10 protein-coding genes are annotated in these 14,070 nt (G+C 43.2%); 8 read left to right on the forward strand and 2 right to left on the reverse strand.

All coding sequences use genetic code 11. The features are described 5' to 3' along the window. The first annotated feature begins 97 nt into the window (after window positions 1–97). Window positions 98–1,807 carry a T9SS type A sorting domain-containing protein gene (locus tag ALKIM_RS0116530; protein ID WP_026475618.1) on the forward strand — a complete coding sequence of 570 codons (1,710 nt, stop codon included), beginning with the start codon at window positions 98–100 and terminating at the stop codon, window positions 1,805–1,807. Window positions 1,808–1,832: 25 nt separating this feature from the next. Here ALKIM_RS0116530 and ALKIM_RS0116535 read toward each other — a convergent pair whose 3' ends face one another. After that, window positions 1,833–2,261: an META domain-containing protein gene (locus ALKIM_RS0116535; protein ID WP_026475619.1), complete on the reverse strand. Its 429-nt coding sequence runs from the start codon at window positions 2,259–2,261 to the stop codon at window positions 1,833–1,835. Between the two features lie 221 nt (window positions 2,262–2,482). Here ALKIM_RS0116535 and ALKIM_RS0116540 point away from each other — a divergent pair, with 221 nt between their 5' ends. From ALKIM_RS0116540 to ALKIM_RS0116555, 4 genes are all read left to right on the forward strand, one after another. Then, entirely contained in the window at window positions 2,483–4,117 is a 1,635-nt protein-coding gene (locus tag ALKIM_RS0116540) for a Na/Pi cotransporter family protein (protein WP_026475620.1), read from the forward strand. Between the two features lie 136 nt (window positions 4,118–4,253). Then, window positions 4,254–5,366, forward strand: coding sequence for a DNA polymerase III subunit gamma/tau (locus ALKIM_RS0116545; protein WP_026475621.1), 1,113 nt, complete (start codon window positions 4,254–4,256; stop codon window positions 5,364–5,366). Window positions 5,367–5,473: 107 nt separating this feature from the next. Continuing rightward, window positions 5,474–5,947, forward strand: a complete 474-nt coding sequence (locus tag ALKIM_RS0116550; RefSeq protein ID WP_026475622.1) for a hypothetical protein — start codon at window positions 5,474–5,476, stop codon at window positions 5,945–5,947. A 111-nt stretch (window positions 5,948–6,058) separates the two neighbouring features. After that, entirely contained in the window at window positions 6,059–7,285 is a 1,227-nt protein-coding gene (locus ALKIM_RS0116555) for an isocitrate dehydrogenase (NADP(+)) (RefSeq protein ID WP_026475623.1), read from the forward strand. An 83-nt stretch (window positions 7,286–7,368) separates the two neighbouring features. Here the strand turns inward: ALKIM_RS0116555 and ALKIM_RS0116560 are convergent, their stop codons facing one another. Continuing rightward, window positions 7,369–8,106 carry a lysophospholipid acyltransferase family protein gene (locus tag ALKIM_RS0116560; RefSeq protein WP_026475624.1) on the reverse strand — a complete coding sequence of 246 codons (738 nt, stop codon included), beginning with the start codon at window positions 8,104–8,106 and terminating at the stop codon, window positions 7,369–7,371. A 295-nt stretch (window positions 8,107–8,401) separates the two neighbouring features. Between ALKIM_RS0116560 and ALKIM_RS0116565 the strand changes: the two genes are divergently transcribed. The 3 genes from ALKIM_RS0116565 to ALKIM_RS0116575 all read left to right on the forward strand — a co-directional run bounded on the left by ALKIM_RS0116565 (window position 8,402) and on the right by ALKIM_RS0116575 (window position 13,988). Further along, a complete protein-coding gene (locus tag ALKIM_RS0116565; RefSeq protein ID WP_026475625.1) occupies window positions 8,402–9,865 on the forward strand; it encodes a tryptophanase in 1,464 nt (487 codons plus the stop codon). A gap of 444 nt (window positions 9,866–10,309) precedes the next feature. Then, complete coding sequence (locus ALKIM_RS0116570) at window positions 10,310–11,638, forward strand: dihydrolipoamide acetyltransferase family protein (protein ID WP_026475626.1); 1,329 nt, start codon at window positions 10,310–10,312, stop codon at window positions 11,636–11,638. A gap of 298 nt (window positions 11,639–11,936) precedes the next feature. Then, window positions 11,937–13,988: an alpha-ketoacid dehydrogenase subunit alpha/beta gene (locus ALKIM_RS0116575; RefSeq protein WP_026475627.1), complete on the forward strand. Its 2,052-nt coding sequence runs from the start codon at window positions 11,937–11,939 to the stop codon at window positions 13,986–13,988. Window positions 13,989–14,070 lie beyond the last annotated feature (82 nt).

The raw sequence follows: 14,070 nt of genomic DNA on the forward strand, positions 1-14,070 counted from the left end.
GTTTATTTTTTAGGATAAGCATTGCTAGATAACATATTCAGCGTTTAGCGGAGAGGGTAATAACAATCATCATTTGCAAAACAAACACCAAAAGGGAATGCCCAAAAAAACTACGCTTTTAGTCGTATTTCTGCATATTGCATTCACGTATTTAGCCGCACAAAACGCCGGCCAAACCGTATTGGGTGAAATGGTGCAGAATGATATGAGCCGAATTCACTATTCTTCGAACTTCCATGCAGATGAGCCATACCTGAATCTGACCGGCACAATGCTAAAAAATAGTGGTGCCCCACTTTTACTTACCGACAGCACCATTATCTACAATAATTTTTCGGAGTCAGACTCCTCTTTGTTACATAAATCAAAATTTGAATACAACAATCACAATCAACTAAAATCGGTTACTTACTACCATCAAGATTTAGAAACCGACACATGGATTGAATATCAAAGAGCGGAGTACCTGTATAACGAGACCAACGAAAAAGTTGAATATAAGCTGCTTTCAAAAAAAACAAGTGATTCCAACTGGACAAATGAAACCCGCCGTGCTTTCGATTATGATAATACAAACGGCTTAATCAGAAGCATTTCGGAGTATAGTTGGAATGAGACAAACAATAATTGGATTGGCTCCTGGCGATATGAATATCAATATGATGGCAGGCAAAATCTGATTGGATTAACAGCCTATTCCTGGAATATTGATAACAGCAGCTGGGCACTCAATCTGCGCGAAGAAAAGGAGTACGATAACGCAAACAGATGCATACTTACAGTTTCCTATTACCGTGACCGTGCAAATAACATCTGGATTGGTGATCAAAAGTCCGTTTTTATTTACACCCCTACCGGTAAAACTCAAAAGCAGACTGATTTTTTCTGGGATCAATCGTCGTTGCAATGGTTGGCGAGCTTTGAACGTAATTACACGTATGATGCGGAATCAAATCTATTGGGATGGAATGTTAAACAATGGGATAGAGATCGAAAAATTTGGGTAGAATGGTGGAAGGTAGATCATTTGCTGGATGCGTCGAATAACACCATACGTTCTGATGATTATCAATGGAATAAACTGGACAATAGATGGGATTCGGGGTGGAAGCTGGAGCGTGACTACAATAACAACCAGCTGACACGCGAAGCTGTATACGACTGGAATAAACTTGAGGATGAGTGGAATGGGTTGTATCAGTTATTGTATTTATACGATAAAAACGGCCATCTTTCTGTAGTTAAAGATTACACCTGGCACAGTTTTGAAGGTCAGTGGCAGTTGAGTCAAAAGCGCTTCAACTATATGTCGGCACCCGATTTTCTGCCGGTAAGGTTTGTGATATCAAATTCAAATGGTGAAACATTGCAAAATGCCAGAATAACCATTGGCAGCACGGTATATAAAGAGGGTAAACACCGGATTACCGGATTAACCAAAGGAATCTACAATGCCATTGTTACTGCTGAAGGCTTTGAAACAAAAGCACTAACTTTTGAAATCATCGACCGCGAAGTAGTGATACATGTGACGTTGGAAAACCCAGTTTCCATAACGGATGAGGAATACGATAAAAACCGCTTCGAATTATTCCCTAATCCCGCAAGCAATGTGGTGATGGTGCGATCCGATTCAGCAATAAATATCATCTATATTTACACATCTGCTGGACGGTTGATTCAAAAATCAACGCCGCGCACATCTGAGTTTGAACTCAATGTGTCAGGTTTATCTGAAGGGCTTTACATAATTAAATCAGAAACAGGTAACAAACTCATTGTAAGTAAAATAATAATCCGACGATAGCGTCGGACTATTATTTCTCCATTAATTACTCCTGACGTATAAAAACCATTAACACCTCATTGTCTCTTAAAAGCGTGAGTTCGTCATTGGATACCCTGTAGCTGTTTACCATCGAAATGGTATTGGAGAGTTCATTCTCGGGTACGCTTTGGCAAAACATCCTTGTGGAGCCAATTCCAAAAAACTGAAGAGTAGATTTGGTCCTGTCGAAACGGAATTGACCCTGAATCTGGTTGCATCCATTGTATCCGTGTACTCTGTTTTCTTCAGAATTTAAAACCAATTTGGGAACGCCTGTTGGAAATGCCGAACGTAAGTCCTCAAAATCCTTCCAACTCATCATAACCCATTCGCCCGACAAAGTATCGGGCTGCGGTTCAGAAACCACCCGTTTAGGGCCACATGCAGTCAATGCAAAAATCATCAATACGGCAAAAGAATACTTTAGTCTCATTTTTATATATTTATGTATTTGTTTAATGGCAGCGCCTTTGGCTTAAGACATGATGCTAAACGATGCAATTCGTTGCGTCATCATCATTTCACATTTTTAGGCACTCTTAAATCTGCATCGGAATTGTTTCACAAAAATGGCTGCTAAGCCGCCAAAAATGTGCAAATTTGAATTCCGGTGACTGCTATAAAGTTGAACAAAAATAATGCTAAAACGTATCGATGGAAGAGTTTTATATTTTCATAACACTAATAGGCGGACTTGGGATATTTCTTTTGGGCATGGAATTGCTTAGTTCAGGCACCAAAAATCTGGCCGGACGAAAACTGCGTCAGCTGCTCGACACATTCCTTAAAAATAAACTTGGTGGGGTAGGTTTTGGTGTTATCCTTACCCTTCTTTTTCAAAGTTCGAGTGCTGCGTCGGTGGTTCTGGTGGGTTTTGTAGATGCCTCAATCATTACCTTTGCTCAAACGCTTCCTGTTTTGTTGGGAACAGGCATTGGAACAACCATTACCACACAGCTCATCTCTTTTAACCTGGGCAATTATGCACTGCTTTTTGTGGGTATTGGTTTTTTTGTTAAGGCCTTTGCACATGGAAAATGGAGCCACGCGGGACAAATAACACTTGGTTTTGGAACGCTATTCTTCGGGATGAAACTGATGTCGGACGGAATGGCACCACTGCGCGAGATGCAGGGATTCATTGATTTGATGCTACACCTTGAGCGTCCACTGGCCGGACTCTTAGTTGGGATGATATTTACTGCCCTTATACAAAGCAGCGCTGCATTTATCGGAATTCTCATCACCCTGTGTAATGGTGGCTTACTAACTTTCGAAGCCTCACTGCCACTCATACTCGGAACCAACATCGGAACCACTGTCACAGCGCTTTTAGCATCCATCACAGCGTCATATCCCGGCCGAAAACTGGCCACGGCCAATGCACTTTTCAGACTTATAGGCGCTTTCCTGTTTATCTGGGTCATTGCGCCGTGGGGACAACTCACTTATTACATTACCGGCGAATCGGCAGCCAACGCCAGGTTACTCGCCAATGCACACACAATTTTTAATTTCGCGATGGCTGTTACATTACTACCATTTACCGGTTTTGTAGGTAATTTGGCCATGAAAATTGTGAAAAAACCTGCGCCCAAAGAGTCTCACACGTTGCAACACCTTAATAAAGAACTGATGTCGTCACCGGAACTTTCAATGCCTTTTCTTCAAAAAGAGGTGCAAGACATGGGAGAGGTGGTTTACAGTATGGTAAATGTGAGTATGAGGCCATTCTTTTACAGAGATGATAAGGCGCTTGTCTACATTCGTAAAATGGAGGAGAAGACTGATTTTTATCGCGAAGAGATAAACAAATTTCTGGTAAAGATGAATGAAACACGCCCAATGGAGGAGTGGTCGGAGGAGTATTTCAGAATGTTACACGTGGTAAACGAGCTGGAGCAGATTGCCGATATTGTCTCAGTGAACATCACCCGTCAGGCCGAAAAGTGGCTGCAATCATCCATCACATTCTCTCCCGAAGGACGTAAGGAGCTTGAAAACTATCACAAACGCTGTCTGAAACAGCTTGAACGGGCACTTACCCTCATGCACCATTGGGACACTTCGGATGCATTGACAATGAAACGCAAATACCGCAAATACGCATTGATGGCCTTTGATATGGAAAGGCAGCACTACAAAAGACTCTTTTCGTCCAATGTTTCTACGCTGGAATCGAGCAAAACTCATATGGAATTGCTAAATCTGTTGCGCATCATCAACAGCAGGGCAACCAATTTCGGTAGAATGGTGTTTATGTCCGAAGAGCACGATCCGCTGCCTTAATTGTACCACAAAGGCAAGTGACCATAAGGTTTGAGTGGATAATTCAGGGGCAGGCCATAATTCATCATCGTGATATTTGTGACAGCCGTTGAATTTTTTATCTTTGTGTGGCTTTAAAATAAAAGCCTTAATTGTTATGGAGTATATTGTTTCGGCACGAAAATACCGCCCATCCACGTTCAGTTCTGTAGAAGGTCAGGATAACATTACCGTTACCCTCAAAAATGCCATCAAGAACAAGCAACTGGCTCATGCGTATCTGTTTTGTGGACCCAGAGGGGTTGGCAAAACAACGTGTGCTCGTATTTTTGCCAAAACCATTAACTGCCTAAATATTACTCCTGATTTTGAAGCGTGTAACGAATGTGAGTCGTGCAAATCATTTAACGAAAACCGTTCGTATAACATTCATGAGCTTGATGCTGCAAGCAATAACTCGGTTGACGACATCCGCTTGCTGATTGATAAGGTGCGTATCCCGCCCCAAATCGGTAAGTATAGCGTTTACATCATCGACGAGGTTCACATGTTGTCGCAAGCAGCTTTTAACGCATTTCTTAAAACGCTTGAGGAGCCTCCAAAACATGCCATTTTTATCTTGGCTACCACGGAGAAGCATAAGATTTTACCAACCATATTGTCGCGCTGTCAAACGTTTGATTTCAACCGCATCACAGTGGAAGTGGCAGTGGAGCATCTGAAATATGTGGCGAAAAAAGAGGGGATAGAGGCCGAGGAGGAAGCACTTAACGTAATTGCCACCAAAGCCGACGGTGCCATGCGCGATGCCCTCTCCATCTTTGACCAGATAGTGGCATTCACAGGCAAAAACATTACCTATCAGCAGGTTATCGACAACCTGAATGTGTTGGACTATGACTACTATTTTCGTCTTGTAGAAGCTTTTTTGAAAGAGGATTTGATATCATCACTTCTCATTTATAATGATATTCTCAATCATGGGTTTGATGGCAGCCATTTTATAAATGGCCTCGCCAGTCATTTTCGTGACCTGATGATGTGCCGTGATTCACAAACGGTTGGCTTGCTAGAGGTTGGCGCATCCATTAAACAACGATATTTGGAGCAAGCCAAACTGTGTGACAATGATTTTCTGTATGAGGCGCTGCGAATCACTACCGAATGTGATTTAAATTACCGCACTGCCCGCAACAAGCGGTTGCATGTGGAGTTTGCCATCATGAGTTTGTCGCGCATACCGACTGAAAAAAAAAAGCTCTTGAATTAAAGAGAAGAAAGGCCGAACAGGCCACTTCTGCGCCGTCTCAGACTGCACAGCCAAAAAGTGTAAGCAACTCACCATCCGATGCGTCACCAAAAGCAGGCATTGCATCCATGTCCATCAAAAACCTGATGAATACTGGTGCGGCATCTGCTGCCAATAACAACAAACCAGATACAAATACTGCGCAATCAGAAGAACCTGTGGTTGCTCTGAACCAGCCTGTAACGCCCGGCGCACTTATAAACGTCTGGAATCGGTATGCAGCCTCCATCGAAAAGGAAAACGGAAGGTTATTCAGTATTCTTACCAATCAGCAGCCGCAACTTGTTGATACAAAAACGATTCTGTATAAACTCAAGAATCAACTTCAGGAAGAAGAGGTCATTTCGGCCAGAAATTCGCTGATGTTATTTCTAAAAACTGAGTTGAAAAATAGTAGCCTGGAACTTAAAACAGAGATTGACAACGATACCGCAAACCAACCGCAGAAGGCCTTCACGGCTGCTGATAAACTCCAGGTAATGATGCAGAAAAACCCTGCTCTGGCGCTTTTAAAACAGCAGTTTAATCTGGATATAGATTGATCTAATTTGTATTATTTTTTAAAATGGCTCAACAATCGTTAAAGAAAATTGTTTGTCAAAGTAAATAAACCTGAATAATCTAATATGCTGAAACGCTAAACTTTGAAGATTATGAGTAAAATAAAAGTACAAAACCCTGTGGTGGAGCTTGATGGCGATGAAATGACGCGCATCATCTGGAAAATGATAAAGGATGAGTTGATACTTCCTTATCTGGACTTAGACATTAAATATTATGACTTGGGAATGGAGCACAGAGATGCCACCAATGATCAGGTAACTGTTGATGCTGCACATGCCATTCAGAAGTACAACGTGGGAATTAAATGCGCCACCATTACACCTGACGAAAACAGGGTTGAAGAGTTTGGCCTTAAAAAAATGTGGAAATCCCCCAACGGAACAATTCGTAATATATTGGGCGGTACAGTGTTTCGTGAGCCCATCATCATTCAAAATGTGCCGCGTCTGGTTCCCGGTTGGGAACAACCTATCTGCATTGGCCGTCACGCATTTGGAGACCAGTACAGGGCTACAGATTTTTTGGTGAAAGGAAAGGGTAAACTTACCATTACCTTCACTCCCGAGGATGGCAGCGAGATTCAGTCGTATGATGTATATGATTTTGATGGTGATGGCGTGGCACTTGCCATGTATAACACCGATGAAAGTATCACCGGATTTGCCCATAGCTGTTTCAACCAGGCCATCAACAAAAAATGGCCGCTATACCTCTCCACCAAGAATACAATTCTTAAGAAGTACGATGGCCGTTTCAAAGACATCTTTCAGGATGTGTATGAAAAACATTACAAAGCCAAGTTTGAGGAGCTGGGTATCGCTTATGAGCATCGTCTGATTGACGACATGGTGGCAGCAGCCCTAAAGTGGAGCGGCGCTTTTGTATGGGCATGTAAAAATTACGATGGCGACGTTCAATCTGATACCCTGGCACAGGGGTTTGGTTCGCTGGGGCTGATGACATCAACTCTGGTAACACCCGACGGCAAAACCATGGAAGCCGAAGCCGCACACGGCACCGTAACACGTCACTACCGTATGCACCAGCAAGGTAAGCCTACTTCAACCAACCCAATTGCCTCCATATTTGCATGGACTCGTGGTTTGGAATTTCGTGGCAAGCTAGATGGAAACCAGCCGCTTATAAATTTCTGCCATAAATTGGAAAGTGTATGCGTAGAAACCGTTGAGAAGGGACAAATGACCAAGGATTTAGCTTTGACGATTTACGGAAAAGACCTTAAACCGGAGCATTACCTTACAACCGAAGAGTTCATGGCTGCCATCAAAGCCAATTTGGATAAAGCGATGGCTTAATTCATCGTAAGACACACTTAAATATGAAAGGGCCGTGATGCAGATGACATCATGGCCCTTTCTGTATGTATTCGGTCAAGAAATTATGCTTGTCCTAAAGCCTGTTTGATGCGATGTTCGCACTCATTCACAACGTCTTCAGCATCCCTTCCTTTAGGTTCTATCGGATTCAATACGGTATATTTCAGGTTTGTGCCAAACACAAGAGGGAAATAACCATATTTCATCATGTCTGAGTGTCCCTCAATCACAAAAGGAACCACTACGGCCGAAGGCGCTGCTTTAAGAAGCGACTTGATGCCGCCAGACTGAAATTTGCGAACCTGACCATTGCGACTGCGCGTACCTTCCGGATAAATGCAAACCGCATAGTTATTGGCCTCAATCATTCTCCCAAGTCGGATAATTTCCCGAATAGCCTGCCCACCATTGGCTCTGTCGATTAGGGCCGACCCACTGTGACGCAAATTATATGAAATGCTTGGGATATTGCGTGAAAGTTCAATTTTGGAGACAAACTTTGGATGCCATTTAGCAAATCCCGACACAAATGCTTGTATGTCAAATAAGCTTTGGTGGTTGGCCACAACAATCAACGGACGATTCTCAGGCAGAAGCTCAAAACCGGAAAATTGCACCCGTGCACCCACAATATGAAGACTCTTAACCAATAATCGGTTTAGGAAACAGACACTTTTTGTGTGAGCCTCATATCCCCATATTCGGCGCGCAATAACCTGAACCGGGTGAAACACCCCTAAAAGTGCTCCAAAAGCAAAATAATAGAATGGTGTTAGTAAGTAGCTTATAACTAATCGCATCGGTATATATTAATAATCGTTTTAAAAATCGAAGAACCCTGCTGTGGGTCAGACGCAAAAAAACAACAAATAACCCGTTCCTCCAAACTGCTGAATGAAAGAATCAGGCAGTTGACTAATGAAGATATTAGAAAATGCATATCTACAATTTATATTCAAAACAAAATAGAACCAATAACTGACAATTATATACAAATACACGCAATTAATAATAAATATTAACTATTTTACGCCATTCTGAAAATAAAACGCCCATAAATATAAACAATTAATAATTTTTGTAATCATTTCCCTTATGAATCAAAGTAATCCGACAACTATCAAATTTTTTAGCGGAGAAGAACTGCCGGTAGAGCTGCACAAGGTGCGCATTGTTCAAAAACTCCACCTCAAACCCATCGACCAGCGTTTGGAAGCCATTAAAAGAGGTGGATACAACACATTTTTATTGAATACAACCGATGTATTTCTGGATATGCTCACCGACAGTGGCACCAATGCCATGAGTGACAATCAGTTGTCGTCGATGCATCAAGCTGATGATGCCTATGCAGGCTCACAAAGTTTCTACCGTATGGAAAAAGCTTTGAATGAGGTTTTTGGTAAAGAACTGGTTTTACCGGTTCACCAGGGGCGTGCTGCTGAAAACATCATTTCGCAGGCATTCATTCGACCCGGACATGCCATTCCAATGAATTACCATTTCACCACCACCAAGGCGCACATGGAACTCAATGGTGGAAAAATTTATGAAATCTATACCGATGAAGCTCTGAAAATTAAGAGCAATCACCCATTCAAGGGCAACATCGACATTAAAAAGCTTGTGGATTTGATTGCGCAATATGGCAAAGAAAACATTCCATTTATTAGGCTGGAAGCATCGACAAACCTGATTGGAGGACAACCTTTTTCCATAGCCAATATGCGCGAAGTGCGCAAAGTAGCAGATGAGAATGGCATTATGATGGTGCTCGATGCCAGTTTGATTGGTGAAAATGCCTGGTTTATTAAACAACGCGAAGCGGAGTTTGCAAATGCCAGCATTAAAGATATTTTGCGCACAATGTGTGGTTTGTGTGAGATTGTTTACTTCTCAAGTCGCAAAGTTAGCTCCACACGCGGAGGGGGTATCTGCACCAATAGTAAAGAGCTTTTTATGCAGATGCGTGATTTGGTGCCACTGTACGAAGGTTTTTTAACCTATGGAGGTATGTCCGTGCGCGAAATAGAGGCCATGGCCGTTGGTTTAATCGAGACTACTGATGAGACAGTTATCAGCCAGTCACCCGGTTTCATCGAATATGCCGTAAAAGAGATGGACAAACTGGGCATACCGGTGATAACTCCTGCCGGAGCTTTAGGTGCCCACGTGGATGCTATGCAGTTTCTGCCACATATTCCACAAGCGGAGTATCCGGCCGGTGCATTGGCAGCTGCACTGTATCTTGTTTCCGGTTGTCGTGGAATGGAGCGGGGTACCATTTCAAGTGTGCGGCTTGAGAATGGGGAGGACTTACTGTCTGACATGGAATTGCTTCGTCTGGCATTCCCCAGGAGGGTTTTCACCCTGTCGCAAACCAAGTTTCTCATCGACAGGTTAAACTGGCTATATCATAACAGAGAACTTGTTGGCGGATTGAAATTTGTGGAAGAACCAAAAGTGTTGCGGTTCTTTATGGGACGACTGGATGCTACAAGCAACTGGCCCGAAAAACTTGTGGAAAAGTTTAAGAAAGACTTCGGCGATAGTTTGTAATTTTTCAAACAATGGTGCTAAAAAGAGGGTGTCCCAGAATCATGGGTCACCCTCTTTCTGTTTATACGCCACACAAGAAATGAATTAATTAGAGATTTCTCAGACAGATAATTGGAACCAGAAGTCCTCTTTTTTGTTTATGGCATACGCTGTTTATGCTTCACAGATGACCATTATTGTTTAACGAAAAAACAAGAAATCAAAGATTTTTAAAGCAATAAGTTGAACAAAAAGTCGTATTTTTTTATTTGGTCAAAAACAAAAAAAGGGTATGTCTGTTATTTAAAAACAACAGCACAATCGCTGTTCTTATTTAGACTTGTTTTAAATAAAAATATTATATACTTTCGCCCCCATCTTTTTGATATGCAAGATGATGGCGTTAAAATACACGGAGCTATTAAACTAACACAAAATATAATTGACCAAAATAAATCAATTTATATGTCTACATTCGATATCCTAATGCCCAAAATGGGCGAAAGCGTAGAAGAAGCCACCATCACGAAATGGTTTGTCAAAGTAGGTGACACGGTGGAAGAAGATCAGGTATTGCTTGAAATTGCAACCGACAAGGTGGATTCGGAAATACCTTCTCCTGTAGCAGGCGTTATAAAAGAGATTCGGTTTGAGACCGATGCGCTTGTTCCCGTTGGTGAAGTGGTTGCCGTAATCGCCCTGGAAGGTTCCGAATCGGCTGGAGAAACCAAAGCTGCTGACAACAAAGAGGAGCAGCCATCAGCAGCCCAACAACAACCTGCAAAACAGGCAGAAGCAACCGAAGCAGCCAGCGATTTTAGCCAAAGCGACCGTTTCTATTCTCCACTGGTGAAAAGTATTGCCAAAGAGGAGAATATATCACTTGCCGAGCTGGATAAAATTCAGGGAAGTGGAAAAGAAAATCGTGTGACAAAAGAGGATGTGCTGGCCTATCTCAAAACACGTGGCGGACAACCAGCAGCAACCAAGCCATCACAATCAGAAGTTGCTAAGCAGACAGCATCTGCATCATCTGCACAGCCTGCACGCCAGGAGGTTAAAGCGCCGGATGTGAAAGCTGGCGATGGTGATAAAGTAGTTGAAATGGATCGCATGCGCAAGATCATTGCCGACCACATGGTGATGTCGAAGCAGGTGTCGCCTCACGTGACAAGTATTGTGGAGGCCGATGTGACCAACCTTGTATTGTGGCGCGATAAATATAAAGATCAATTCCAGAAGAAATACGGGGAAAAACTCACCTTTATGCCTGTATTCACTCAAGCTGTGGCAAAAGCCTTGCGCGACTATCCCGGAATCAATGCATCGGTTAGTGGTAACAACATCATTCTGCGTAAAAATGTCAATGTAGGTATTGCTGTGGCGTTGCCATCAGGTAATCTCATTGTACCGGTAGTAAAAAATGCAGACCAGAAAAATCTGGTAGGTTTGGCAGGTGATATCAACCGACTGGCAAATCTGGCCCGTGAAAACAAACTTTCGCCCGACGACATTCAAGGTGGAACTTTCACAATCACCAATTTCGGATCGTTCAAGAACACCATCGGGACGCCAATTATCAACCAACCACAGGTAGCCATTCTTGCAACCGGAACCATCGAGAAAAAACCGGCTGTGCTCGAAACTCCTTCCGGTGATGTGATTGCCATTCGTCAAAAGATGTTCCTGTCGCTCTCGTACGACCACCGAATAGTGGATGGCGCACTCGGAGGATACTTCCTTCGCAGGGTGGCAGACTATCTGGAGCAATGGAAACTGGACGAAGAAGTATAGTTAAACCCACAATCCATCAATAACTTAATGAGCTTATAATATGATAATTGCAAACATTAAAAAATTGAATTATATTATAAGTTTATGACACAGATAAATCTATTTTACGCCCGACTGGTGAAAATATAACAAAAGTGTCAGGTTCTAAAGATGCATAACAAAATTTATAGAAATGAAGCTGGTCATATAAAGAATTTCTGATATTAAGAGGCGCTTAATGACAAGTTGAATCCGGAATAAAGAACCAAGTTTTCAAAAACGGAGAGTTCTGATCTATAAAAAAATAAATTATAAACAGATGAAAAGTAACGTTCCGACAATTTTTTCCATAAAAAAGACAGAAAAGGAGAAACTCCTCAACTGGTATTATCTGCTTTTTTTGGGTCGCACACTCGATGAGCGTGCCCCAAACTATCTAAAGCAGGCCATTGGCTGGTCATACCACGCACCAGCTGCTGGTCACGATGGCATTCAATTGGCCATCGGCCAGGTTTTTCGTAAGAATAAGGACCACCTGTTCCCTTACTACAGGGATTTACAGACGTGCGTAGCGGCTGGCCTTACTGCCGAAGAGATTATTTATAACGGTATTTCTAAGGATGCGGATGTGGCAGGTGGCGGACGTCACATGTCTAACCACTTTGCCAAACCATCATGGAACATCCACAATGTGAGCAGCTGTACAGGTAACCACACGCTTCATGCCACCGGATTGGGTCGTGCACTAAAGGCTTATGGTGAGAATGATGCCGTTGTAATTAGCAGCCAAGGGGAGAGTTCTGTATCTGAAGGTTATGTTTACGAAGCCATCAATGGGGCATCAAACGAAGAGCTGCCGGTGGTGTTTGTATTCCAGGACAATGGTTATGGTATATCGGTACCCAAAGAGGATCAAACAGCCAACCGGAAAGTGGCAAAGAACTTTGAGGGCTTCAAAAATCTGCGCATCATCTACTGTAACGGTAAAGATGTGTTTGACTCGATGAATGCGATGACCGAGGCAGTTGAATGGGCCAAAAAAGAGCAAAAGCCTGTGCTTGTGCATGCCAACTGTGTGCGCATTGGTTCACATAGCAACAGCGACCGCCATGAGCTGTACCGCGACGAAAACGAGTTGAATTACGTGCGCGAGTATGACCCACTGCCAAAATTCCGTCGCCTCTTGTTACGCTATGACCGTGCCACCGAGGCCGATTTGAAAGAAATTGAAGACAAAGTGGCTGCAGTGGTGAAGGATGCACATAAAAAAGGGTTGGCAGCACCACATCCAACGCCTGAATCTGTGCACGATTTTGTGATTCCTGAACCTTATCCGGCATCCAAATACCCTGATGGCACACATAACCACGATGGCGAGAAAGTTAAGCTGATTCAGGCGCTGAACGAAACACTAAAAGCAGAATTCCGTCACAACCCGGATACTTACATCTGGGGACAGGACATCGCCAACAAGGATAAGGGAGGGATTTTCAACGTGTCAAAAGGCATGCAGCAGGAGTTTGGCAAAAAAAGAGTGTTTAACGCACCCATTGCCGAAGATTTTATCATGGGTACTGCCAACGGGATGTCGCGATACAAAAAAGATATGCGCATCGTGGTAGAAGGTGCAGAGTTTGCCGATTATTTCTGGCCTGCCATGGAGCAATTTGTTGAAACTACCCACGAATACTGGCGCACCAAGGGTCAGTTCTCACCCAATATTACCGTGCGTTTAGCTTCTGGTGGCTATATCGGGGGTGGGTTATACCACTCACAATCCATCGAGGGCGCATTGACCACATTTCCTGGCGTAAGGGTTGTTTACCCATCATTTGCCGATGATGCTGCCGGTTTGTTGCGTACTGCTATCCGTTCGGAAGGCCTCACTGTATTTATGGAGCCCAAAGCACTTTACAACGCCCCAAAAGCGGCCACTCCGGTACCCGATGATTTTGAAGTGCCATTTGGAAAAGCCAGAATCCGTCGGGAGGGAAGTGACCTAACAATGATTACATACGGAAATACCACCCATTTTTGTATTGAAGCCGCCGAAGAGTTGGCCAAAGAAGGCATCGCAGATGTAGAGGTGATTGACCTTCGCAGTCTGCTTCCACTGGATAAGGAGACTGTGCTTGCTTCTATTAAGAAAACTTCCCGAGCCATGATTGTGCATGAAGACAAGGTATTTGGCGGCTTTGGCGGCGAAGTGGCAGCAGTAATCTCCGAGCTGGGATTTGAGTATCTGGATGCGCCCATCAAGCGCGTTGGTTCCACATTTACCCCGGTAGGTTTCAACCGTACACTTGAAGCTGCCATTCTTCCCAGTACCGAGAAAGTATTGGCTGCAGCTAAAGAGTTGCTGAAATATTAAGCAAAATAGTTGTTTATTACGAGCATGTGCGTTATTCTTTTGTTTACGGGGTTATTCAACCTACATGCAGGTTCCCGTTTAC

Origin of the sequence: Alkaliflexus imshenetskii DSM 15055, assembly GCF_000517065.1 — a bacterium.
In the GTDB taxonomy this organism is placed as follows: Bacteria; Bacteroidota; Bacteroidia; order Bacteroidales; family Marinilabiliaceae; genus Alkaliflexus; species Alkaliflexus imshenetskii.